Consider the following 22,745-nt stretch of genomic DNA (forward strand, 5'->3'; position numbering starts at 1 on the left):
GGCCGCCTCCCCTGCTCATTTCATCCCATTGAGCAGGGCACGCACCTCGTCCGCCGAGCTTCCCGTCGGTTCGAGGAACAGATACTTCTTATAGGCCTCGGCCGCTCGGGTTTGATCACCGGAGAACTGCCGCGAGCTGCCCAGCCAGAACCAGGCCTTCGCGTTCTTGGGCTCCGCATTGACGACGTCCTGGAGCAGCTTGGCCGCTTCCCGGTAGCCGGCCTCGCTGGTGCTGCTGTTGTTGGCCAGCGAGATGCCCAGGCCCGTCTTCGCCTCGATGGAGTCGTTGTCGAGCGCGAGCGCCTTGCGGTAGGCGGTCACGGCCGCCTTGAAGCTCTTGCGGCCCATCGCCGCGCGGCCGTCCTTGATGAAGTCCGCGTAGGTGGCCTTCGCCTGCACCACGGGCGGGGTGGTCTCCGGGGGCGTGGGCGGCGGGGTGACCGCGACGGCGCCCGCGTCGGGAACGGCGGCGGGCTCGGGGGTGGCCATCTTCACCGGCGTGCCCGCGTCCTCCGGAACGGTGACGATCTTCGCCGGGGGCGTGCCCGCGTCGGTCTGCGCATCCACGGTCTTCGTGGGCGGCGGCGTGACGACCGGCGGAGGCGTCGTCTCCGGCGGCTTGGGCGCGTCCACGGGCTGCGTGGGCTGCGTCACCTTGGGCGCGTCGGGCTTGGGCGTTTCGGAGCTGCCCGAGCCCTTGGAGAGCACCACCGCGGCCACGGCCGCGACGAGGACCAAGCCGCCCGCGATGTAGAGGCCCGTGCGCTTGGGCTTCATCGCGGCGATCAGCGCCGCGTCGTCCTCGTCGTGCGTGGGATTGGATGCGGCGGGCTTCGTGGAGGCCGCGCTGTTCGTGGACGCGGTGCTGGCCGGAGGGGGCGCGACAGGGGCCGGGGTGGTCGTCGCGGCAGCCGGGGCGTTCGCGCTGGGAGCGGAGGCCTCCGTGGCGCTCGCTCCGGACGGCTGCACGGGCGTGGCGGGCTCGGGCTCCGTGAAGTAGGCCTCGGACGCGGGCACGTCCTGCGCGGCGGGCTCCACCGGCTCCATGGAGGCCGGCTGTGTGTTGAAGGGCGTCGTCTCGGGGAACTCGACGTTGAGCGCCACGGGGGCCACCTGCGGCGGCGTGATGCCGTGGCCCGGATACGGCGGCAGCGCGAGCTGCGGCGGCGCGGACTCCTCCACCGGCACTTCTTCCTGGAAGGGCTCCATGCCGCTGACCAGCGTCACCTCGGACGACGGCGGGGCCGGCGTGGGCGGAGGCACGGGCGCCAGCGGGCTGGGCGCGATGGCCGCGCCACCGAAGATGGGCGGACGCGAGGGCTGCGACTCCACGGGCGCCTGCGCGGGCTGGGCGGCGAACGGGCTGGGCGCCGGAGCGCGGGCCGCGGACGACCAGGGCGAACCGGGGCCCCAGGTGCTGGAGGCGCTCAGGCCCTCCGTGTCCACCCGGCTCCAGTCGAGCAGCAGGCTGCGCCGCGCGTGATCCACCGCACGGTGCGCCGGAGGCGGCTCCACGAGGAACGCCGAGCCCTCCTGCGACAGCGGCGGAACCGCGGGCTCCGCGCCCTCCTGTCCGAACGGAGGCGGACCGTCCTCGCCGGGACGAACGCGCGGCGGGAAGATGACCACCTGCGCGGGCAGCGGGGAGACCGGCGCGGGCGCCATCTCCGCCACGGGCGTGACCTCCTCCATGGGCTCGGGATGCGCGGGCGCGGCTTCGGGCTCCGGCTCGGTGACCGGGACCTCCGCCACGGGCGCCGCCTCCACCAGGGGCGGTTCCACGGGGGCCGGCGCTTCCTGGGGCGCGGCCTCCTGCGCGGGCGCGACGTCCACGGGGATGGGCGGCGCGGCGTTCAGCCACTGCTCGATGCCCGGCTTGCTGCTCTGCACGGGCTCCAGCGGCGCGTTGCCCAGCTCGCGGATCAGCCCTTCGAAGTACAGCTTGCTGATGATGCCCAGCGCGGCCAGGTCCTCGAAGTCCGAGTCCTCCACCACGCGCGACAGCGCGCGCTTGCCGTCGAACAGGCGCAAGAGGCCGTTCACCTCGTCGGGGATCTCCGACAGGCGGTCCGCCAGCTGGTGGTAGTCGATTTCGAAGACCGTCTCCAGCGGCGGGAGCTGCTCGAGCATCCGGCCCCACTCGTCCAGCCGGCGCATGCCCTCCATGAGGAGGCCCTGCGTGGAGACCTCGATGCGCTCCGTGCGGTCCAACGTGGTGAACTGCACGTCGAACTGGCCTTCGAACGTGTTGAGCAGGCGGTAGAAGGCGTTCTCGCCCTTGAGCCGGCCCAGCTCCGCGTCGATGACGCGGCCCTCTTTGAAGTAGACGACGCCGGTGCGCTCGCCCTGGATGGAGATGACGCCCGTCTTGCGTCCGATTTCGAAGGTCTGGACCAGGTCCACGACGCCCATGTCGGCGAGGCTTCCCGCGAAGCCGCCCTTGGTCGTCTCGCGCTTCTCGATGCGTTCCTTCTCGGCCTTCTGAAGGATCATCTTCACGCGGGTGACGATCTCTTTGATGTAGATCGGCTTCGTCAGGTAGTCGTCGCCCCCGAGTTCCAGGCCGCGCACCTTGAACTCGACCGACTTCTGGTTCGTCAGGAAGACGAAGGGGATGAACTTGAAGCGCTCGTCGGACTTGAGCGTCTTGCAGAGCTCGAAGCCGTCCATCTCCGGCATCTTGGTGTCCGCGAGCACGAGGTCCGGCGGGCTGATCTGGACCTTCTCCAGCGCATCCTTGCCGTGGATCGCAGTCGTGACGGAGAAGCCGGCCTTCTTCAGGCTGACCTCCATCACGCGCAGACTCTTCGCGTCACCATCGACGAGGAGCAGGTGCTGCTTGGCCACGTGGCATGCCTTTCAAGACGGGCGGGACGGCGGATCCGACGGGGGCGTCCCGTAGGGGCAAGCATCGGGTCCGGTTTCCAGGTGTGTCAATGGGCGGGACTGTCCGGAAAACCGGCCGGCTCCCTCCCCAGGGGACAAGCAGGTCAGCGGAAGAGACCCTTCTTGGGGGGGTTCTTCTTGCGCATGTCGATGAGCCGCAGCTCCTGGTTCGCCTCCAGGTGCTTGGGGTTCGCACGGACGGCATCCCGGAAGTGCTTCTCCGCGCGGTCCATGTCCCCTTCCACGCGGGCGATGACGCCCAGCTGGTAGTGGGCGCGATCACAGTTCGGGTCGGTGCGCACCGCATCCGCCATCCACTGTTTCGCGCGGGGCATGTCGGCCTTGCGGCTGGGGTCCATGTAGACGGACCAGGCGCGCGCCGCGAGGTACAGGGGCTTGGGGTCCAGGCCGTACGCGCGCTCGTAGTGCTCGCTGGCGGCGAAGAAGTCGCGCTTGCGGAAGAACACCTCGCCCATGCGGAAGAGGTCGTCCGCGTTGGTGTCCGCGCGGGCCGAGCCGGGGCTGCCGGGGCGGGCGCTGGGGGCCGCCGGAGGCTTGGGAGCGGCCTGCGCGCCCTGCTGGGCCAGCTGGTAGTTCTTGCGGCGGGTGTCGTCGTGGAGGACTTCGTAGGCCTCGCGGATGGACTCGAAGACGGCGGTGATCTTCGGCGCCAGGTGGGGCAGCGACGGGGGCAGCCGGTCCGGGTGGAAGAGCTTGGCGAGGCTCAGGAAGGCGGCCTTCACCTGGTCTCGGGAGGCATCCTGCGGGACGCCCAGCGTGACGTAGTGGTCCTTCTTCGTCTGGATGTCGGCGTAGCGCTGCTCAATCTGCTGAGCGAGCCGGCCCTCGTCGGGCTTGGGTGGCTCCGGCGGCGCGGCGGCGGCGGCGGGCGGCGCGGCGCCTTCGGGCGTGGCCGGGGCGCTCGCGGCGGGGGGGGCGGGGCGGGCGCCGAGCGTGCCCATGTTCTCCATGGCGCGGCGAAGGAGGCGCTGGCGCCGGAGCTTGGAGGCTTCGTCGGGGTTGGAGGGGTCTTCGGCCGCCACGTCGTCCTCGTCAAAATCCCAGTCGTCCAGGTCACCGGACAACTCGTCCCCAGTCTGGCCAGAAGCCCCCGCGTTGTCACCGGGGAACGCGGTGGTGCGGGGAGAAGGCAGCGGCTCGAACGTCGCTTCGACGATGGCCTCGACGAGGAATTCGTTGGCGTCGCCCGCCGAGCGGACATCCGAGCGGATGAGGGCTTCCAGGTGGGCGTCCACCTGCTGGAGGGCGGCCTCGAAGGAGGCGGTGAGGTTCTGGGCGGGGTCGTTGGACTCGTCGAAGGAGACGATGCGCCACAGGTCGTCCTCGCTGGCGCGGGTGGGGCGCACGGGCGGTGTGGAGGACGCGGGGAACTTCGGGGGCTGGACGGCCCAGAGGTCCGGCTGCGGGGGGGCCTCGGCGGGGACGACGGGGGCGGCCGGAGCGGGGGCGCGGGTGTCGGGGAGGGGGGCGGCGGCGGGGACGATGTCGCCCCAGCTCTCCGGCTCCACTTCCAGCAGGGGGAGGTCGGGTTCCGGAGGGGGCGCGACGGGGAAGCGCGAGGCCTCCTCGGTGAGCCAGGGGTCCAGGGGCACGGAGGCGGAGCGGCGCAGGGCCTCGGCCATGTCCTGGAGCAGGGCGGCCTGGGCGCGCTTGCGGGCCTCGGTGAGGGCGGCGGTGTTGTCGCTGGCGGGGAGCTCCAGGGCGTCGCGGGGGGACGCGGGGATGGAGTCGGCCCAGGAGTTCGACGGGGCGGCGGGTTCGGGCTCCGCGGTGAGGATGATGTCCTCGGGCCCGAGCGTCAGGGGTTCGGGCTCCGCGGGCGCGGCGGCGAGCGGGACGAGGACCGGGGGCGGCGTGGGTGCCGCGGCCGGGCGGGTGCGCCGGGGGAGTGAGGGCGGATGGGCGGGCTTGCCCTGTTCGGACAGGCGCTGGGCTTCGGCGGCACGGGCCTCTTCGGCGAGGCGGGCTTCTTCGGCGAGGCGCTGGGCTTCGGCGCGAACGCGAGCTTCCTCGGCGAGCCGGGCGGCTTCGATTCGAGCGGCCTCTTCGGAGAGGCGGGCTTCCTCCTCAGCGCGAAGGCGGGCCTCTTCGGCCAGGCGGGACTCTTCCGCGAGCCGAGCCTCTTCCTCCGCACGCAGGCGCGCTTCTTCGGCCAGACGCGCTTCCTCGGCGAGTCGGGCTTCCTCGATCGCGCGAAGACGGGCTTCTTCCGCGAGGCGGGCCTCTTCGGCCAGTCGCGCCTCTTCTTCCGCACGAAGGCGGGCTTCTTCCGCGAGCCGAGCCTCTTCCGCTGCGCGAAGACGGGCCTCTTCGGCGAGCCGCAGCTCTTCCGCGAGGCGAGCCTCTTCGGCCAGTCGCGCCTCTTCCGCGAGACGGGCCTCTTCCTCCGCACGCAGGCGGGCTTCTTCCGCGAGGCGAGCCTCCTCGGCCAGCCGCGCCTCTTCGGCGAGTCGCGCCTCTTCGGCGAGTCGCGCCTCCTCCGCGAGCCGTGCCTCTACCGCCGCACGAAGACGAGCTTCCTCTGCAAGCCGAGCCTCTTCTTCAGCACGAAGGCGAGCTTCCTCGGCGAGGCGAACTTCCTCGGCGAGGCGAGCTTCCTCTGCAAGCCGAGCCTCTTCGGCGAGGCGAGCTTCCTCCGCCGCACGCAGGCGCGCTTCTTCAGCCAGACGCGCTTCCTCAGCGAGTCGAGCCTCTTCAATCGCGCGAAGCCGAGCCTCTTCGGCCAAGCGCGCTTCTTCCGCCAGCCGGGCCTCTTCCTCTGCACGGAGTCGGGCTTCCTCCTCCGCGCGAAGCCGCGCTTCCTCCAAGAGGCGCGCCTCTTCATCTGCACGGAGTCGAGCCTCTTCGGCGAGTCGGGCCTCTTCCTCTGCGCGCAGGCGCGCCTCTTCGGCCAGGCGAGCTTCTTCCGCGAGCCGGGCCTCTTCGGCCAAGCGCGCCTCTTCTACAGCACGAAGCCGAGCCTCTTCCGCGAGCCGAGCCTCTTCTTCCGCACGCAGCCGAGCCTCTTCGGCCAGACGTGATTCCTCTTCCGCGAGCCGAGCCTCTTCCGCGAGTCGCGCCTCTTCGGCGAGACGTGCCTCCTCGGCAAGGCGAGCCTCTTCCTCCGCACGAAGCCGGGCCTCTTCGGCCAGACGCGCCTCTTCGGCGAGTCGTGCCTCTTCGGCAAGGCGAGCCTCTTCCTCCGCACGAAGCCGGGCCTCTTCGGCCAGACGCGCCTCCTCGGCGAGTCGTGCCTCCTCGGCACGAAGCCGTGCCTCCTCCGCGAGCCGAGCCTCTTCCGCGAGGCGGGCCTCTTCCTCTGCACGCAGGCGGGATTCTTCCGCGAGACGAGCCTCTTCGGCTAGGCGAGCCTCCTCCGCGAGCCGGGCCTCTTCTTCCGCACGAAGGCGAGACTCCTCTGCGAGTCGAGCCTCCTCCGCAAGCCGAGCCTCTTCTGCGAGGCGAGCCTCTTCCTCAGCACGAAGGCGAGCCTCCTCTGCGAGCCGAGCCTCTTCCTCCGCGAGAAGGCGGGCCTCCTCCGCCAAGCGAGCTTCTTCTTCGGCACGAAGCCGGGCCTCTTCGGCGAGCCGAGCCTCTTCGGCCAGACGTGCCTCTTCTTCACGAAGGCGCGCTTCCTCGGCGAGGCGGGCCTCCTCGGCGAGCCGGGCCTCCTCTTCGGCGCGTAGGCGCGCCTCTTCCGCGAGCCGGGCCTCCTCTTCCGCAAGCAGCCGAGCTTCTTCGGCCAGACGCGCCTCTTCTGCCAGGCGCGCTTCCTCCTCAGCGCGAAGACGGGCCTCTTCCGCGAGCCGGGCCTCCTCTTCCGCACGCAGGCGAGCCTCTTCGGCCAGGCGAGCCTCTTCCGCGAGCCGGGCCTCTTCCGCAAGCCGCGCCTCTTCAGCGAGTCGCTCTGCCTCAATGCGTGCCAGTTCCGCGAGCCGGGCTTCTTCCTCTGCTCGCAGCCGGGCTTCCTCGGCGAGGCGTGCTTCCTCTGCCTGTCGAGCCTCTTCAGCAAGGCGCGCTGCTTCGATTCGAGCGGCTTCCTCGGCAAGGAGGGCCTCTTCGGCGAGCCGGGCCTCCTCTTCCGCAAGCAGCCGAGCCTCTTCCGCGAGCCGAGCCTCTTCTTCCGCACGCAGCCGAGCCTCTTCCGCGAGCCGGGCCTCTTCGGCGAGCCGGGCCTCCTCGATCACGCGAAGGCGAGCCTCTTCTGCGAGCCGCGCCTCTTCCTCAGCACGAAGGCGGGCTTCCTCCGCGAGGCGTGCCTCTTCGGCGAGGCGTGCCTCTTCGGCAAGGCGTGCCTCTTCGGCAAGGCGTGCCTCTTCGGCAAGGCGTGCCTCTTCGGCAAGGCGTGCCTCTTCGGCCAGACGTGCTTCCTCTTCCGCACGAAGACGCGCCTCTTCCGCGAGCCGAGCCTCTTCTTCCGCACGCAGCCGAGCCTCTTCGGCCAGACGCGCCTCTTCCGCCAGACGCGATTCTTCCTCCGCGCGGAGTCGAGCCTCTTCCGCGAGTCGGGCCTCCTCCGCAAGGCGGGCTTCCTCTATCGCCCGGAGACGTGCCTCTTCCGCGAATCGGGCCTCTTCCTCAGCACGAAGCCGTGCCTCCTCCGCGAACTGAGCCTCTTCTGCAAGGCGGGCTTCCTCCTCTGCACGAAGGCGTGCTTCTTCGGCCAGCCGAGCCTCTTCCGCGAGCCGCTCTGCTTCGAGCCGCGCCAGTTCCGCGAGCCGAGCCTCCTCCGCGAGTCGCTCTGCTTCGAGCCGCGCCTCCTCCGCGAGCCGAGCCTCCTCCGCGAGTCGCTCGGCTTCAACGCGAGCAAGCTCCGCGAGCCGAGCTTCTTCGGCCAGACGTTCAGCTTCAATGCGCGCCAGTTCAGCCAACCGCGCCTCTTCGGCGAGTCGCTCTGCTTCAATGCGCGCCTCTTCGGCGAGTCGAGCCTCCTCCGCGAGTCGCTCGGCTTCAATGCGCGCCTCTTCGGCGAGTCGAGCCTCCTCCGCGAGACGCTCTGCTTCAATGCGCGCCAGTTCCGCAAGCCGAGCCTCTTCGGCGAGTCGCTCCGCTTCGAGCCGAGCAAGCTCTGCCAACCGGGCCTCTTCCGCGAGCCGCTCCGCTTCAATGCGCGCCAGCTCCGCGAGCCGGGCCTCTTCCGCGAGCCGAGCCTCCTCCGCCAGCCGCTCCGCCTCCAGCCGCTCCGCTTCAATGCGCGCCAGCTCCGCCAGCCGCGCCTCTTCCGCGAGCCGAACCTCCTCCGCCAGCCGCTCCGACTCCAGCCGCTCCGCTTCGATGCGAGCCAGCTCCGCCAGCCGCGCCTCTTCCGCGAGCCGGGCCTCCTCCGCCAGCCGCTCCGCCTCCAGCCGCGCCAGCTCCGCGAGCCTCGCCTCCTCCGCGAGCCTCGCCGCCTCCTCGCGCCGGCGCGCCTCCTCGATGGCCCAGGCCGCCTCTTCCGCCTGCCGCAGCTCCTCCTCGCGCCGCAGCCGCTCGCGCTCCTCCCACTCCTCCACCGACAGGGCCTCGATGCGGCCCTCGCGCTCCAGCACCCGCAGCAGCGCCTGCTGTGCTCCCGTCAGCGCCTCCGGCCTTCGGAACGCCCCCAGCGTCTCCAACAGGCCCCGCTCCGACGCATCCGTCAGCCACGGCTCGCACGCCGCCACCTCCGGGCAGCGGTAGACCCTCGCGGGCACGGACTCACTGGGCGCCGGCTCCAGCGCCGCCCGCACCACCCGCACCCCCGCGATGGGCGCGAAATCCCCCACCGCGTCCACCGACTCCGCCTCGAAGTCCGCGCGCTCCGCGAGCTCGCTCAGCCGCCGCACCTGCGCCAGCACCTGCTGCTCGTGCACCACCGCGGGCCGCAGCCCGCTGTCCTCCAGCAGCTCCTCGTCCGGCGCCGCCGCCCCACCCCGCGCCCACAGCGCGTCCAGGGCATCCACCCCCAACAGCCCGTTCTGGAAGAGCGCCTGCGCCGGCGTCTGGTAGCCGAAGCCCAGCTTCGCGCCCACCAGGTCGCCCTCGCGCAGCCACAGCGCGGACTCGCGTCCACCGGCGTGCAGCGTCAGCCGGCCGGTGGCTCGGGACTTGTGGGCGGCATACAGCGCTTCGGCGACCTGCGAGGCGGACATTCGGCCACGGAGTGTAGCCCGTCCCGCTCGCCCCTCAATTCGACGGCGGTGCCTGCCTGGCCGCCATCCCCAGCTGCACCTGCCGCAGCGCCTCGTAGGCGCCAATCCCCACCGAGGTCGAAAGATTCAAGCTCCGGCGCTCCGGAAGCATCGGGATGGTCACCGGCGTCCCCGTCCCCCCCTCCATCACCTCCGGCAACAGCCCCGTCACCTCCGAGCCGAACACCAAGTGGTCCCCCGGCTCGAACCGCGCCGCGTACAGCGACGTCTCCGCCCGGGCGGAGAACAGCCACCGCCGGGCCTGGGGGTACTCCGCCACATAGGCGTCGTAGGTCGGGTACAGCTTCAGGAACACCTTGTCCCAGTAGTCCAGCCCCGCCCGCTTCAGGTTCCGGTCGTCGATGGAGAACCCCAGGGGCTCCACCAGGATGAGCCGGCACCCCGTCACCGCGCACAGCCGGGCCACGTTGCCGGTGTTGGGCGGAATCTGAGGGGAGACGAGGACCAGGTGCAGGGGGGACGCCAGGGGCTCAAGCATGGGATAGAACACCGGACATGCACTGGAGGGTGACCAACGAAACGCGGCAGCGGCTGCTCGCGGACCGCGCCGAACGCGCCGAGTCCTTCGTCCAGCGCTTCCAGGGGCTCATGGGCCGCGCCTCGCTGCCCATGGGGGGCGGGATGCACATCGAGCCCTGCAACTCCATCCACACCTTCTTCATGCGCATCCCCATCGACGTCGCCTTCCTGGACGCGGAAGGGCGCATCGTCAAGCAACTGTCCGCCATGCCTCCCTGGCGGACCTCGTCCATCTACTTCAAGGCCCGCTCCGTCCTGGAGCTGCCCGCCGGGGTCCTCCTGGCCAGCGGCACCCAGGAGGGCGACCGCCTGGTTTTCGGCCACGGAGAGCCCCCGGGCGCCTAGGGGGCCGGGGGCTCGTGCCGTCCCACCCACCCGTACCCGCAGGGGGGAATGCTGGGACAGACGAGAGGTTTTTGACCCCTTTTGGAGCGCTTTGTTAACGTCGCGCCGCGATTTTCACGCCTCTCCCCGGAAGAGTCCCTTCGCATGCGCATCGAGGTCGCTGGCAGCACCCACGTCGGGATGAAGCGGAACCACAACGAGGACAACTACCTCGTGCTCCCCGAGGAGAACCTCATGGTCGTGGCGGACGGCATGGGCGGTCACTCGTCCGGGGAGATCGCCAGCCGCATCGCGGTGGACGAGCTGGGTGAGTTCTTCCGCCTCACGTCCAAGGACCAGGACGCCACCTGGCCCTTCAAGATGGACAAGCAGCGCAACTACGACGAGAACCGCCTGGCCACCGGCATCAAGCTGGCGAACGCGCGCATCTTCGAGCGCGCCACGGTGGACACCAAGTACAAGGGCATGGGCACCACCATCGTGTCCGTGCACTTCGCGGAGAACGGCGTCTACGTGGGCCACGTGGGCGACAGCCGCGTGTACTTCTTCCGCGGCGGGATGCTCCAGCAGGTGACGGAGGACCACTCGCTGCTCAACGACTACCTCAAGGCGAAGAAGCTCACGCCGGAGGAGATCGAGAACTTCCCCCACAAGAACGTGATTGTCCGCGCGCTGGGGATGAAGGAGCAGGTGCAGGTGGACGTCACCCGCGTGGATCCGCTGGAGAACGACGTCTTCCTGCTGTGCTCGGACGGCCTGAGCGGCATGATCACCGACGCGCAGATGCAGGACATCCTGTCGCGCACGCCGGAGCTGGAGAAGGCGTGCGGCCAGCTCATCGACCTGGCCAACGCGGCGGGCGGCAACGACAACGTCACCTGCGTGCTCGCGCGCTACCACGCCGCCTGAGGCACCCGTCCCTTCCGGACGCGTGAAGGCCCGTGCTCCCTCAAGGAGCGCGGGCCTTCGTCTTGAGGAGTCCCCATGTCCTGGAACCTGATGACCGGCCTGCTGTTGATGGCGGCCCCGCCTGACTTCTCCCAGCCGATGGGAGGCTCTGGTGGAAAGGCCCCCGCGTCGGTCGCGACGCTCGTCTCGGACGGGCAGCAGCTGGTGCTGGACGTGGACGTGGTGGACACGACGCCGTCGGCCGCGACGGACGACGTGCACTCGGACCATGTGGAGGTGTGGTTCGGGCTGGAGGCGCCCGACGCGCTGATGCCTTCGCGAGTCGTCACCACGTCGCCGGCAGGGAAGCTCTTCACGGTGCGCGGCAAGGACGACCCGAAGGCGCTGGCCGCCATCCTCGAGGGCAAGGCCCCGGGCACCCTGGACGGCTCCGGCATGGTGAACGAGGGCTGCGACGAGGACAACCGGGCCGCGCGCGAGTCGCTGGGCACGTCGCCCAAACGGACCCGGGTCCTGACGGGACTGGCGCACCTGGGCTTCTTCCCGGACGGCCGCGCCCCCGTGCTCTACGACCTGGAGCGCTACCCGGGCCTGTCCCCGGCCCTGGGCGAAGGCGACGTGCGCTACGAAGCCCGGAAGACCGCCACGGGCTATCACGTGCGCGCGGTGCTCCAGCCTGGAGCGCTGCTCTTCGTTCCGAAGGACGGCGTGCGCACGTTGCGCGTCCGGGTGGATGCCATCGACGCGGGCGCAGCGGGCACGAAGGAGGCACTGCGCTCCACGCACCCGGCCCCCAAGTGGGGCGACGCGGAGACACTGCGGACCGTGAAGCTCGCGAAGCCGCTCACCGTGCAGTTGGTGGAGGGCGTCCCGGAACTGGGCCAGCCCGCGTCCGTGGGCCCGGGCGCGAAGCAGGCATTCGACGAACTTCCGCCCTACTTCCTGCGCACCGGCAAGACGTGGACCGGAGTGCGGGTGTTGCGCGCTTCTCCCGAGAGCTACCAGTCGCGCATCTGCGCCGTGACGCTCGACGCCGTCACCGAGTACCGCCCGCAGGCCAGCGTCTTCGGTGCGCCCGCCGCGTTCGTGGGCGAAGGCACCTCGCGCGTCCCGGTGAAGGCCGCGGGCGCCCCAACGACGCTGTACCTCACCCGAGCACCGGGCGACCTGCGCGCTGTCGTGTCCAACGATGTCGTGGAGATGTTCCGGTTCAAGGACGGCACGCCCGGGCTCGTGGAGAAGAGCGAGGAGCCGATGATGGGCCGCTACACCAGCGGGGCCTGCGGTGGCGCGACGACGGTCACGCTGCGGCTGGTGCGCATGGAGAAGCAGGGGCCCAAGAGCGCGGTCCTGCTGTCCTGGAGCGACTGCGACAGCGGCATCACAGATGCGAAGGAGCAGGTCGTGGCGGAGCGCCCGGAGGACGGCACGGACGACGCCCCGAAGATCACCTGGGCCACGCAGGGACAGAAGCTGCGCGTGACGTTTGGTCCCCGCCTCACGCTGGAAGCCACCTGGAAACAGGATGGCTCCAACGTGAAGGTGGACAAGGTCGCCGCCAGACCCTGAGCCCTTGTGGACTCAGCGCCCCGCGAGCGGCGCGGGCACCCGATGCGGGCCCCACGCGAGCACCTCGGTGAGTGCCTCACCGGGCGACACCTGCGTCTCCTCGAACACGGCGCAGCGCTCCAGCTTCGCGCCCTGCCCCACCCGCGCTCCCGGGCCCACCGACACGCCCGGGCCCACGGTGGCTCCCGCATCCACCACGCTGCCCGCACCTACGTACGCGGGCCCGCGCACCGTCCCTGCCACGCGGGCTTCCGGGTGCACCCAGGCTCCATCAGCCTCGGCCTTCAGCCCGGCGAGCGGTGAGTCCTTCCCCAGCGCCTGCAACGGCACGCGCCCTTCGAGCACGTCCCGCACCGTGGCCAGGTAGCGCGACGGCATGCCCAGGTCGGACCAGTACGCGTCCACCGCGTGGCCCCGCACCTGGAGCCCCGCCTGCATCACCCGCACGTAGACCTCGCGGTTGATGTCCTCGGGGCCTTCGGCCGTCATGAAGTCGAACACGCTGGGGGACATCACGTGCACGCCCGTGAAGTGCCACGGACGCAGGCCGTCGCCGCCCGGCCCGTACCCCGCGATGCGGCGCACCTGGCCGCCCGCGTCCGCCTCCACCGCCGCGTACTTCTCCCCTTCCGGCATGGGCAGCAGCACCATCGTCGCCACCGCGCCGGACTCGCGGTGCGCCGCGACCACGGGCTTCAGGTCCACCGGGAAGAGGATATCCCCGTTGAACACGAGGAAGTCCTCGCCGGAGAGGAAGTCGCGCAGGCCGCGGATGCCTCCGCCCGTGCCCTGGATGACCGGCTCGTGCACCACGTGCAGCGGCAGCCCCGCGCGCTCACACTCCGCGCGAGCCACCGCCGCCATCATGTCCGGCAGGTGGTGCGTGTTGATGCCCACCGCCGTCACACCCGCCGCCTTCAACACCGCCAGGTGGTAGCGCAGCAGCGGCTGCCCGAGGAACGGCATGGCTGGCTTGGGCCAGCGCTCCGTGAGCGGGCGCAGGCGCGTGCCCAGACCCGCGCAGAGGACCATCGCTTTCATGTCTTCAGGCCGCCAGCTCGGGCACGTACTTCGCAATCAGCTTCTGCAGCCCCGCCAGCTCCGGCCGGCGCGCGAACGCGGCCTTCACGTAGCGCAGCGACGCCGGGATGGACACCAGGAAGCCCGGGTTGCCCTTCACGCGGTTGATGAACTCGAAGCGCCCCGCGTCCTTCAGCTTGCGCTGGATGGTGAGCAGGTCGAAGAACGCCTTGAACTCCCTGGCGTCAATCTTCTCCCCGCTCTCCTGCTCGAACGTGGCGATGTAGCGGTCCAGCATCGTGTCCACGAAGTCGCGGTCCAGCTCCACATAGCTGTCACGCAGCAGCGCCACCAGGTCGTACTGGCGCGGGCCCTGGAGCGCGTCCTGGAAGTCGATGACCACCAGCTCGCCCTCCTTCACCATGATGTTGCGGCTCTGGTAGTCGCGGTGCGTGAAGCCTCGCGGCGCGGCGGCCAGCTGCTTCGCGATGTCACGGAACGTGGCGTCCAGTTCCGCGCGCTCCGCGTCCGTGGGCAGCTTGCCGCTCCAGGCCTCCAGGCCCCACTCGCGGAAGTGGTGCAGCTCCCAGTCGTACAGGTCCTCGTCGAAGGCGCGCGTGAAGGCCAGGCACTCCGGGTCGCGCTGCTTCTCCGCCTGCACGCGCAGCTTCGCCAGCAGGTCCACCGCGCGCGTGTAGAGCGCCTGGTTGTGACGGCCCCCCTCCAGCGCGGACTCGAAGGTGATGTCGCTCAGGTCCTCCAGCACCATGATGCCGGCGGGCTCGTCGTAGCGGAGGATTCGCGGCACGCGCACACCCAGCTTCTCCAGGTAGCGGTGCACGTTGACGAAGGGCAGCTCCTTCGGGGGCTCGCCCTTGGTGGCCTCCTCGCTCTTCTTCGTCGCGTCCGGCGGCATCACCATCAGCACCCAGCTCTCCGGGGGCGTGCCGACGCGGTAGTAGGAGCGGTTGCTCGCGTCGCCCTTCAACTTCTTGATGGGGGCATCGGGGACGGGACGGCCAATGGCCTGTCCCACCTGGTCGCGAAGGGCGGCCTCAAGTTCCATGGGGGGCGGGTACTCCAGAGGGGGAAGGGAAAGACGCCCGCGAGTATCGGAGGCACGGCGCGACGGGTCAAAGCCCGCGTGGGCCACACGCCCGGCGGACGCCTGCCCTGTCGCCTACGCGACGAGGAGCCTTGGCCCTACATCCAGGGGGACATGCCCTGGAGAGGCCAGGGAAACGCCCACCCGGTCGCGGCATCCTGCGTCAGGAAGGGGCCCGCCTTCGCGGCATGTTCCCCCTGACAGGGCGGAGCACATATAAGGCCCCGACCCTCACTTTTTTCGGGAAGCCACGCACGATGGACATCCAACAGAACATCCTCACCGCCATTGGCCACACGCCGCTGGTGAAGCTCAACAAGCTCGTCGGTCCGAACGACGCCACCGTGCTCGTGAAGTGCGAGTTCATGAACCCCGGCGCGTCCATCAAGGACCGCATGGCGCTCTACATCATCGAAAAGGCCGAGCGGGAGGGGAAGCTCAAGCCCGGCGGCACCATCGTGGAGAACACGTCCGGCAACACCGGCATGGGCGTGGCGCTGGCCGCGGCGGTGAAGGGCTACAAGTGCATCTTCACCATGCCGGACAAGATGTCCCTGGAGAAGATCAACCGCCTGAAGGCCATGGGCGCCCAGGTCGTCGTCACGCCGACGAACGTTCCGGCGGAGGACCCTCGCAGCTACTACGAGACGTCCAAGCGCCTGGCCAAGGAGACGCCGGGCGCGTTCATGCTGAACCAGTACCACAACCCGGACAACATCGAGGCGCACTACCACACGACGGGTCCGGAGATCTTCCAGCAGACCGAAGGCAAGTTCGACTACTTCGTGTCCGGCCTGGGCACCGGCGGCACCATGAGCGGCGCCGGCAAGTACCTCAAGGAGAAGATCCCCGGCCTGAAGAACGTCGGCGTGGATCCGGAAGGCTCCGTCTACGAGGGCTACTTCAAGACGGGCAAGCTCACCGAGCCGCACGTCTACAAGGTCGAGGGCATTGGCGAGGACATGCTCTGCGGCGCCATGGACTTCAAGGTCGTGGACGACGTGCGCCAGGTCGATGACCGCATGTGCTTCAACGCCGCTCGCCGCCTCGCGCGCGAAGAGGGCATCTTCGCGGGCGGCTCGTCCGGCGCGGCGGTGCACGTGGCGGTGCAGCTGGCGAAGGAGGTCGGCAAGGGGAAGACCATCGTGGTCGTCCTCCCGGACTCCGGCAGCAGCTACATCAGCAAGTTCCACTCCGACGAGTGGATGCGCGACAACGGCTTCATGCAGGAGAAGGGCGCCGGCACGGTGCGCGACATCATCGGCGCGAAGCCCCGCGACCTGAAGACGGCCAAGCGCGGTGACCGCGTGGACCACGTGGTGGAGACCATGCGCAGCAATGGCATCAGCCAGATGCCCGTGGTGTCCGACGACGGGCGCGCCGTGGGCATGGTGCACGAGTACGACCTGCTCAACGCCCTGGTCGCCAACAAGGTGAAGTTCCAGGACGCCATCGACCCCATCGTCGCCCCGCTCCAGGGCGCCGTGTCCGCCGACGCCAGCATCGACCGGCTGCGTGAAATCTTCGCGCGCGACAACGTGGCCGTGGTGAAGGACGGCGAGACCGTCATCGCCATCGTCACGAAGATCGACCTCATCGACCACCTGCACCGCACCGCCGCTTAAGGCCGCGGGCGCGAGCGCCTGAAACACCGCGGGCCCGGAAGGAGGAGGACATCCTCCCTTCGGGCCCGTCGTGTTTCTTGAGCGGTGCTACGGGTCCTTCAGAGTCCCGCGGGGTCCGGCTTCGTCAGGTCCAGGGCCACCATGTGGTAGCCCGGCCCCACGTGCATGAAGCCGAAGCGCTCCGCGCGGTTCTTGATGGCGTCCAGCTGCGAGTAGCCCAGGAGCAGCTTGAAGCCCTGTTTCCGGGCCTCGTCGCGGACGGCGGCGACGATGGCGTTGACGGCTTCGTTGCGGTCCTCCTTGGTCAGCCCGGGCGCGGCGATGATGCCTTCAATCAGCGCCACCGAGCTGTCCGTGCGGTACAGGAAGCCCGCCGCCTTCTCCGGCACCACGAAGCCGTATTCCGGCAGGGCCTCCGGCGTCATCGTCTCATCCCACGGCTTGCGCCACAGGTTGAGCAGTTCGTGGTGGACCTTGGGGTCGAAGCGGACGGGCTTCATGGACTAGGACAGGAACGTGGACATCTTCTGGGCGGCGAGCTCGGTCGCGTTGTTCATGCCCAGGTTGGTGAGCGGGTTGCTCTTGGTGGCCTTGAACAGGTCGCCGACGATGTCGGTGACCTTGCTCTTGCCCTTCGCCAGGTTCAGCGCGCCGGACAGCAGGCTGTTGCCGCCCGCGCCGTCCATCAGGCCGGAGCCGGCGAAGGCCCCCAGCGCGTTCTTGAGCACGCCGCCGCCCGGGATGAGGTCGGTGGCCGCGCCCAGCAGCGCCTGGAGGGGGTTCTTGCCCTGCATCAGACCGCTGGCGAAGCCCATCGCCGCGCCGAGCAGCGGGTTCACCGCCGACACGAACGGCTTGACGATGTCCATCACCTTGCCGAGAGCCTTGCCGATGCCACCCATGGTCTGATCCTTTTCGTGGAGGACCGCGCGGGCCCTCGAAGTGAGACTGACAGTGGGATTCTCGGAGGAACGCCGGAGAAGTTTCCGGTTCCGGGATTATCCGAGTGACCCACCCCAAAGCCCTGTGATTGCAGGACCTTGGGAGAACGTCTCAGCCCCGGATGGGGCCCTTCTTGGCTTCCGCGGGATCCACGGCGGTCCCGGGCTTGGGGGCCACGGTCTGGCCGGGCTTGGCGGTGGCACCCAGCGCGGCGCTGTAGCGCTGCTCGTGGCTCTTGTCGCTGCTGAAGCCGTCGCGCTGCTGGGCGGGGCTGATGGCGATCTCCCCGTCGATGATCTTCTGCAGGTGGGTGCCGATCTCCTCCACCGTGGGGATCTTCGGGTCGCGCGCCTTCAGCTCCTCGTCGGGGATGATCTCCAGCTGGGGCGGCTTGTCCGGGTGGATGGCGTAGTCGAGGATCTTCTCCACGTACTGCGCGACGGGGATCTTCAGCATCTCCGCCTGCTGCTGCACGTCGGCATCCGCCAGCAGCTCCGCGCGCACCACTTCCACGGGACGCTTCAGCCGGCTGGGCGCCGGAGGAGGAACGACCTCATTGGTGTTGGACATGGGCTTCTCCTTTGGGCGTATTGGTAACCCAGGTCAGCCCCGGAACTCAAAATGGCCGCCACGATTCTCGAAGCCCGCTGTGTCGCGCCCTTCACTGTTCGGATCCGCTTCAGTGACGGAATGGAAGGCGAGGCCAGCCTCGAGCCCTGCCTCTTCGACTGGGACCTCTCGCGCGTTCCGGACCTCACCCCGGACATGCGCGAGTGGCTGCGTGTGCCCGAGAACTTCGCGACGGTCAGACTGGACGCGGACACGGGCACGCTCGCGTGGGGGGACGCGCGGCCGTTCAGCCCGTCCATCGTGTACTGGCGCGTGGAGCGGTACCGGGTGCCCGTGACCGTGCGCACGAAGGACGGGACGGTGCTCGCGGAGCTGCTGCTCGGAGGCCGGCGCGAGGTCTGGAGGCCGGGGCTCACCGTGGGGAGCGCCCCCACCAACACCGTCGTCGTGGACCGGCCCGGCGTGGCGCCCCACCACGTGCGGGTGACCGTGGGCGGCGGCCACCACCCCTGCTACGTCGTGACGGTGGTGGAGGGCACCACGACCGCCGGGGGCACCACGTCTTCAACGCCCGGCGAGACGTGGCGCGTCCCCGCTCGGCAGCCCCTGCTGCTGGAGCTGGGGGACTGCACCGTGGAGATTGGCTGAACCGTCAGGGGGACGGAGGGCGGCGGGCGAAGAGGGCGTTGGCCACCTCCGTCATCACCACCTCGCCATTCTGGTTCACGACCTCCAGGCGCAGCTTGAGCGCGCCGCGGTCCGGCTTGCTCGTGGAGGGCTTCGCCTCCAGCGTCTCGATGCGGATCCGCAGCGAGTCACCGGGGCGCACCGGCTTCTTCCAGCGCAGCTCGTCCAGGCCCGGCGAACCCATGCCGGCGGCCTGGCCCAGCAGGCCCTCCACCATGAGCTTGTGGCAGATGGCGGCGGTGTGCCAACCGCTGGCGATGATGCCGCCGTAGATGCTCTTGCCGGCGGCGTCCTCGTCGATGTGGAAGGGCTGGGGGTCGAACTGGCGCGCGAACGCGATGATCTCCTCGCGCGTCACCACGTACGGCCCCCGCTCCATGATTTCGCCGACGGGGAAGTCCTCGAAGTAGCGCATGGTGTCCCTTCTGTGGGTGCCGGGCCCGCCGGCGGTTCAGCCCTTCCCTACCCTCCGGCGGGTCTCGCGGCTACTGCGGAAGCGGCTCTTCAGGGTCGGCCACGGACTCCGGCGTGTCCGCGGGCGGAATGGGGCCACGCAAGGTCGGCTCGGCGCGGTCGTCCGAGGGGCCCGGCGGCGTGTCGTGCGCCTCCTCCGCCGCGGCTTCATCCGCCTCCAGCGCGCTGGCCTGGACGCCGCGGACCGAAGCCTTGGCCAACGTCTTCTTGAGCGTCAGCGTGTCGCGCACGGTGTTGCTGGAGGTGATCAGCCGCGCGGTGAGCGTGCCGCCGTCCACCGTCACGTCCAGGAAGCCGTAGGCCTGGTTGTCGCGCAGCGCGGTCCACGCGGGCTGGCTGGTGGCGAACGGACGCAGCGTGGCGCCTCCGCTGCCCACCACGAGGTATGGGATGCCGCGCTGGGTGCTGGAGGCCACGTTGTCTCCGTACATGGGCTTGCTGCGCTCGTAGTCGTGGTCATGTCCGGTGAGCACCAGGTCCACGCCGTACTTCTCGAACAACGGGCCGAACTGGCGGCGCATGGTGAGCTGCGAACCGTGCTCGCCGCTGGACCACGACGGGTGGTGGAAGAAGGCCACCGTCCACGGACGCGTGTTCGCGGCCAGGTCCGACTCCGCCCACGCCTTCTGCGCCGCCAGCGTGCACCGGTCCGCGGACGCCAGGCCCACCGCGCAGTTGGAGTCCAGGGAGATGAAGTGCACCGGGCCCCAGTCGAAGGAGTAGTAGCGCTCGGAGCCCTGCGGGTTGTTGGCCGGCAGGTACATGTTGTCCAGGTAGGGCTGCGCCTGGTTCGTCACGTACTCGTGGTTGCCGGGAGTGGCGAACATGGGCACTTCGCGCAGCAGCCCGGCCATGGGCTTGAAGAGGTGCTCCTGGAACTCCGCGTCCGTGCCGTTCGGGTACGCGTTGTCGCCCAGGGCCAGCAGCAGCTCCGAGCGCCACTGCGGCGTGTTCATCACCGCCATCACCTTCGCCTGCATGCTGCCGCCAGTGCCGAAGTCACCCATCGCGGTGAAGTGCGCCTTGGTGGCCGAGGACGTCGTGGACGTCTGGAACCCGCGCAGGCCCGTCTTGCTGCCGCAGGCCTCCACCACGTAACCGTAGGTGCGGCCCGCGGACAGACCGTCCAGCTTCACCGCGTGGCGCGTGCCGGACATGCCCGCGCTGACGGAGGACGTGAGGCTGGTGCCCTCGCCGTAGCGCACCGTGGGGTTGCAGGTGCTCGCGGTGCGGAAGGCCACGATGGCGGACGTCTGCTTCACGCTCTGGAGGTATGGCAGGCGCGGCAGCGTGGGGCCGGAGTCGCTGGTGGACGGCGGCGCACTGGCCGCGCACGCACGGACCTCCGCGATGGAATTCCAGTCGTTCACCGTGTTGCCGTTGACGGTGATGCGCACGTAGCGCGCGCTGCGCGAGGAGAACGCCACCGTCTGCGCGGACGCATTGAGCGCGCTGTCACCCGCGTACGCCTGGGTGAAGGTGCCGCCATCGGTGGACGTGGAGACGACGAAGTGGTTCTGGCGCTCGTTACCCCGGTGCCACGCGATGGTGGTGCCCGTGAGCGTCTGCGCCGAGCCCAGGTCCATCTGGAGCCAGACGCCCGTCCCCTGCGCGCTCCAGCGCGTGGAGAGGTTGTCGTCCTGCGTGTTGCCGGGAACGTTGCCGTCGTCACCGCTGGCCGTCACCGTCTTCGTGACGAGCTGATTGCAGTTGGACGCGGAGAGCGACTCCGGCAGCGCGGCCGGAGGAACGTCGGAGTCAGTGGGAACGGGCGGAGACTCGCAGCCAGTCGCGAGCCACGCGCCCAGGAGGCAGGTGGGGCCAAGCAGTCGGTTACGCATCGCGCCGGAAACGTTGTGTACCAACCAACATTCCCCCTGCCCCGGAGGGCAGGCCAGGCTGCCTGGAGCGCGAGCGAGCGCCGGGGACTACTTCACGCGGTCGAGCGCCTGCGCGAGGTCGTCGATGAGGTCCTGCGCGTCCTCGATGCCGACGGACAGGCGGATGAAGCCGTCCAGGATGCCCAGCTTCTCGCGCATCTCCTTGGGGACGGAGGCGTGGGTCATGATGGCGGGGTGCTCGATGAGGGACTCGACGCCGCCCAGGGACTCGGCGCAGGCGAAGACCTTCACCGTCTTGAGGAAGGTGCGCGCCGCCTCCAGGCCGCCGTGGATGTCGAACGTCAGCATGCCGCCGAAGCCGGTCATCTGCTGCTTGGCGAGCGCGTACTGCGGATGCGTCTCCAGGCCCGGGTAGGTGACCTTCTTCACCTGCTTGTGCGTGGACAGGTACTGGGCCACCTTCATCGCGTTCTGCGCGTGGCGGTCCATGCGCACGTGCAGCGTCTTCACGCCGCGCAGCACCAGGAAGCTGTCGAAGGCGCCGGACACGCCGCCCACGGCGTTCTGCAGGAAGTACATCCGCTCGGCGATGTCATCGCGGCTGGTGCAGACGAAGCCGCCCACCACGTCGCTGTGGCCGTTCAGGTACTTCGTCGTGGAGTGCGCCACGACGTCGAAGCCCAGGTCGAGCGGCTTCTGGAAGTACGGCGTCATGAACGTGTTGTCCGCGACGGAGATGATGCCGCGCTTCTTGGCGACCTCGGCGATGCGCGCCAGGTCGATGAGCTTGAGCATCGGGTTCGTCGGCGTCTCCACCCAGACCATCTTCGTCTTCGGGGTGATGGCCGCCTCGAAGTTCTCCGGCTTGGAGAGGTCCACGAAGGAGAAGTTCAGGCCGGAGCGCTTGAACACCTTGTCGAAGATGCGGAAGGTGCCGCCGTACACGTCGTCGGAGACGATGACGTGGTCACCGGCCTCCAGCATGTGCATCAGCATGTCCGTGCCGGCGAGGCCGGACGCGAACGCGGCGCCGTACTTCGCGCCTTCCAGCGCGGCCAGGCAGTCCTGCAGCGCCTTGCGCGTGGGGTTCTGCGTGCGGCTGTACTCGTAGCCCTTGTGCTCCCCCGGTCCGTCCTGGACGTAGGTGGAGGTCAGGTACACGGGCGTCATGATGGCGCCGGTGGTGGGATCCGGCTCCTGGCCGGCGTGGATGGCGAGCGTGTCGAAGCGCATGGCTTCGCGAACTAACACAGTCCCACCGGCCGCGCAGCGTTCCCAGCCTGCTCCGGAGTCGTCCTACTCGAAGCGGCCGTGCCGGCCCGCGCCTTTCGCGAAGCGCGTGGCCCCCGGGATGGACTCCGACTGGAGCACCTGCACCCCGCCCTGGAACTCCTGGCGCATCGCGTCTTCGAAGGCCAGGTCGCCCTGGGCGTAGGCGGAAGCCCGGTCCGCGTTCATGCAGGCCTGCGGGAAGGCGGCGATTTGAGCGGCCAGCGCTTCCGCGGAGCTCCGGGCCTCGCCCTTCGGCACCACGCGGTTGACCAGGCCCATGCCCAGCGCCTCGGCAGACGACACGGGGCGGCCGGTGAGGATGAGGTCCAGGGCGCGAGACAGGCCAATCAGCCGGGGCAGGCGCACGGTGCCTCCGTCGATGAGGGGCACGCCCCAGCGCCGGCAGAAGACGCCCAGCACCGCGTCCTCCTCCGCCACGCGCAGGTCGCACCACAGCGCCAGCTCCAGGCCACCCGCCACCGCGTGGCCGCTGATGGCCGCCACCACGGGCTTGGACAGGCGCATGCGCGAAGGCCCCATGGGCCCGTCGCCGTCCGGCTCCAGGCGCAGCAGGCGCCCTTCCGACACGGCCTTCAGGTCCGCGCCCGCGCAGAAGGTGCCCGCGTCGCCGTACAGGACGCTCACGCGCGCGTCGGGGTCCGCGTCGAAGGCACGGAAGGCGTCCGCCAGCTCGCGCGCCGTGTCGGCATCCACCGCGTTGCGGACCTCCGGCCGGTGGAGGATGACGGTGGTGACGGGGCCGTTCTTCTCGACGCGCACGCTCATGGGCCGTGGTTTTCCCCCGCCCCCG

17 protein-coding genes are annotated in these 22,745 nt (G+C 69.9%); 5 read left to right on the forward strand and 12 right to left on the reverse strand.

Annotation, left to right across the window (positions count from 1 at the left end):
- Positions 1-15 precede the first annotated feature (15 nt).
- The 3 genes from GTZ93_RS11920 to GTZ93_RS11935 all read right to left on the reverse strand — a co-directional run bounded on the left by GTZ93_RS11920 (position 16) and on the right by GTZ93_RS11935 (position 9,534).
- Complete coding sequence (locus GTZ93_RS11920; protein WP_161662783.1) at positions 16-2,847, reverse strand: response regulator; 2,832 nt, start codon at positions 2,845-2,847, stop codon at positions 16-18.
- A gap of 143 nt (positions 2,848-2,990) precedes the next feature.
- Entirely contained in the window at positions 2,991-8,996 is a 6,006-nt protein-coding gene (locus tag GTZ93_RS42270; protein WP_186820048.1) for a J domain-containing protein, read from the reverse strand.
- 34 nt (positions 8,997-9,030) lie between these two features.
- Positions 9,031-9,534: a tRNA (cytidine(34)-2'-O)-methyltransferase gene (locus GTZ93_RS11935; RefSeq protein WP_120600063.1), complete on the reverse strand. Its 504-nt coding sequence runs from the start codon at positions 9,532-9,534 to the stop codon at positions 9,031-9,033.
- Positions 9,535-9,551: 17 nt separating this feature from the next.
- On the opposite strand from GTZ93_RS11935, the gene GTZ93_RS11940 reads away from it, so the two are divergent.
- From GTZ93_RS11940 to GTZ93_RS11950, 3 genes are all read left to right on the forward strand, one after another.
- The gene (locus tag GTZ93_RS11940) at positions 9,552-9,920 is read left to right on the forward strand and encodes a DUF192 domain-containing protein (protein ID WP_139924265.1); all 369 of its coding nucleotides are present in this window, start codon (positions 9,552-9,554) and stop codon (positions 9,918-9,920) included.
- 144 nt (positions 9,921-10,064) lie between these two features.
- Complete coding sequence (locus GTZ93_RS11945; RefSeq protein ID WP_120578600.1) at positions 10,065-10,829, forward strand: Stp1/IreP family PP2C-type Ser/Thr phosphatase; 765 nt, start codon at positions 10,065-10,067, stop codon at positions 10,827-10,829.
- Positions 10,830-10,904: 75 nt separating this feature from the next.
- Positions 10,905-12,398 carry a hypothetical protein gene (locus GTZ93_RS11950; RefSeq protein ID WP_139919724.1) on the forward strand — a complete coding sequence of 498 codons (1,494 nt, stop codon included), beginning with the start codon at positions 10,905-10,907 and terminating at the stop codon, positions 12,396-12,398.
- Positions 12,399-12,410: 12 nt separating this feature from the next.
- On the opposite strand, the gene GTZ93_RS11955 is transcribed toward GTZ93_RS11950, so the two are convergent.
- Together GTZ93_RS11955 and GTZ93_RS11960 are read right to left on the reverse strand one after the other, a co-directional pair.
- Complete coding sequence (locus GTZ93_RS11955; protein ID WP_139919723.1) at positions 12,411-13,439, reverse strand: nucleotidyltransferase family protein; 1,029 nt, start codon at positions 13,437-13,439, stop codon at positions 12,411-12,413.
- A gap of 4 nt (positions 13,440-13,443) precedes the next feature.
- Positions 13,444-14,484: an aminoglycoside phosphotransferase family protein gene (locus GTZ93_RS11960; protein WP_139919722.1), complete on the reverse strand. Its 1,041-nt coding sequence runs from the start codon at positions 14,482-14,484 to the stop codon at positions 13,444-13,446.
- 296 nt (positions 14,485-14,780) lie between these two features.
- Between GTZ93_RS11960 and GTZ93_RS11965 the strand changes: the two genes are divergently transcribed.
- A complete protein-coding gene (locus GTZ93_RS11965) occupies positions 14,781-16,148 on the forward strand; it encodes a pyridoxal-phosphate dependent enzyme (protein ID WP_120578604.1) in 1,368 nt (455 codons plus the stop codon).
- 98 nt (positions 16,149-16,246) lie between these two features.
- Here the strand turns inward: GTZ93_RS11965 and GTZ93_RS11970 are convergent, their stop codons facing one another.
- The 3 genes from GTZ93_RS11970 to GTZ93_RS11980 form a co-directional block, all read right to left on the reverse strand.
- Entirely contained in the window at positions 16,247-16,648 is a 402-nt protein-coding gene (locus GTZ93_RS11970) for a hypothetical protein (protein WP_120578605.1), read from the reverse strand.
- 3 nt (positions 16,649-16,651) lie between these two features.
- Complete coding sequence (locus GTZ93_RS11975; RefSeq protein ID WP_120578606.1) at positions 16,652-17,050, reverse strand: hypothetical protein; 399 nt, start codon at positions 17,048-17,050, stop codon at positions 16,652-16,654.
- A 151-nt stretch (positions 17,051-17,201) separates the two neighbouring features.
- Complete coding sequence (locus GTZ93_RS11980; protein ID WP_120578607.1) at positions 17,202-17,660, reverse strand: hypothetical protein; 459 nt, start codon at positions 17,658-17,660, stop codon at positions 17,202-17,204.
- Between the two features lie 51 nt (positions 17,661-17,711).
- On the opposite strand from GTZ93_RS11980, the gene GTZ93_RS11985 reads away from it, so the two are divergent.
- Entirely contained in the window at positions 17,712-18,308 is a 597-nt protein-coding gene (locus GTZ93_RS11985) for an FHA domain-containing protein (protein WP_139919721.1), read from the forward strand.
- Positions 18,309-18,312: 4 nt separating this feature from the next.
- Here the strand turns inward: GTZ93_RS11985 and GTZ93_RS11990 are convergent, their stop codons facing one another.
- The 4 genes from GTZ93_RS11990 to GTZ93_RS12005 form a co-directional block, all read right to left on the reverse strand.
- Positions 18,313-18,762, reverse strand: a complete 450-nt coding sequence (locus GTZ93_RS11990; RefSeq protein WP_120578608.1) for a MaoC family dehydratase — start codon at positions 18,760-18,762, stop codon at positions 18,313-18,315.
- Between the two features lie 70 nt (positions 18,763-18,832).
- Entirely contained in the window at positions 18,833-20,662 is a 1,830-nt protein-coding gene (locus GTZ93_RS11995) for a discoidin domain-containing protein (protein WP_139919720.1), read from the reverse strand.
- Positions 20,663-20,749: 87 nt separating this feature from the next.
- Positions 20,750-21,895: a cystathionine gamma-synthase gene (locus GTZ93_RS12000; RefSeq protein ID WP_120578610.1), complete on the reverse strand. Its 1,146-nt coding sequence runs from the start codon at positions 21,893-21,895 to the stop codon at positions 20,750-20,752.
- 63 nt (positions 21,896-21,958) lie between these two features.
- Entirely contained in the window at positions 21,959-22,720 is a 762-nt protein-coding gene (locus tag GTZ93_RS12005) for a crotonase/enoyl-CoA hydratase family protein (protein ID WP_139919719.1), read from the reverse strand.
- Positions 22,721-22,745 lie beyond the last annotated feature (25 nt).

This window comes from Corallococcus exiguus (assembly GCF_009909105.1).
Lineage (GTDB): Bacteria > Myxococcota > Myxococcia > Myxococcales > Myxococcaceae > Corallococcus > Corallococcus exiguus.

What these genes read in the sequence shown, in the direction of transcription:
- GTZ93_RS42270 (WP_186820048.1), bottom strand. Translation starts at nt 8,996, where the DNA reads ATGTCCGCCTCGCAGGTCGCCGAAGCGCTGTATGCCGCCCACAAGTCC.
- GTZ93_RS11935 (WP_120600063.1), bottom strand. Translation starts at nt 9,534, where the DNA reads ATGCTTGAGCCCCTGGCGTCCCCCCTGCACCTGGTCCTCGTCTCCCCT.
- GTZ93_RS11940 (WP_139924265.1), top strand. Translation starts at nt 9,552, where the DNA reads ATGCACTGGAGGGTGACCAACGAAACGCGGCAGCGGCTGCTCGCGGAC.
- GTZ93_RS11945 (WP_120578600.1), top strand. Translation starts at nt 10,065, where the DNA reads ATGCGCATCGAGGTCGCTGGCAGCACCCACGTCGGGATGAAGCGGAAC.
- GTZ93_RS11950 (WP_139919724.1), top strand. Translation starts at nt 10,905, where the DNA reads ATGTCCTGGAACCTGATGACCGGCCTGCTGTTGATGGCGGCCCCGCCT.
- GTZ93_RS11955 (WP_139919723.1), bottom strand. Translation starts at nt 13,439, where the DNA reads ATGAAAGCGATGGTCCTCTGCGCGGGTCTGGGCACGCGCCTGCGCCCG.
- GTZ93_RS11960 (WP_139919722.1), bottom strand. Translation starts at nt 14,484, where the DNA reads ATGGAACTTGAGGCCGCCCTTCGCGACCAGGTGGGACAGGCCATTGGC.
- GTZ93_RS11965 (WP_120578604.1), top strand. Translation starts at nt 14,781, where the DNA reads ATGGACATCCAACAGAACATCCTCACCGCCATTGGCCACACGCCGCTG.
- GTZ93_RS11970 (WP_120578605.1), bottom strand. Translation starts at nt 16,648, where the DNA reads ATGAAGCCCGTCCGCTTCGACCCCAAGGTCCACCACGAACTGCTCAAC.
- GTZ93_RS11975 (WP_120578606.1), bottom strand. Translation starts at nt 17,050, where the DNA reads ATGGGTGGCATCGGCAAGGCTCTCGGCAAGGTGATGGACATCGTCAAG.
- GTZ93_RS11980 (WP_120578607.1), bottom strand. Translation starts at nt 17,660, where the DNA reads ATGTCCAACACCAATGAGGTCGTTCCTCCTCCGGCGCCCAGCCGGCTG.
- GTZ93_RS11985 (WP_139919721.1), top strand. Translation starts at nt 17,712, where the DNA reads ATGGCCGCCACGATTCTCGAAGCCCGCTGTGTCGCGCCCTTCACTGTT.
- GTZ93_RS11990 (WP_120578608.1), bottom strand. Translation starts at nt 18,762, where the DNA reads ATGCGCTACTTCGAGGACTTCCCCGTCGGCGAAATCATGGAGCGGGGG.
- GTZ93_RS11995 (WP_139919720.1), bottom strand. Translation starts at nt 20,662, where the DNA reads ATGCGTAACCGACTGCTTGGCCCCACCTGCCTCCTGGGCGCGTGGCTC.
- GTZ93_RS12000 (WP_120578610.1), bottom strand. Translation starts at nt 21,895, where the DNA reads ATGCGCTTCGACACGCTCGCCATCCACGCCGGCCAGGAGCCGGATCCC.
- GTZ93_RS12005 (WP_139919719.1), bottom strand. Translation starts at nt 22,720, where the DNA reads ATGAGCGTGCGCGTCGAGAAGAACGGCCCCGTCACCACCGTCATCCTC.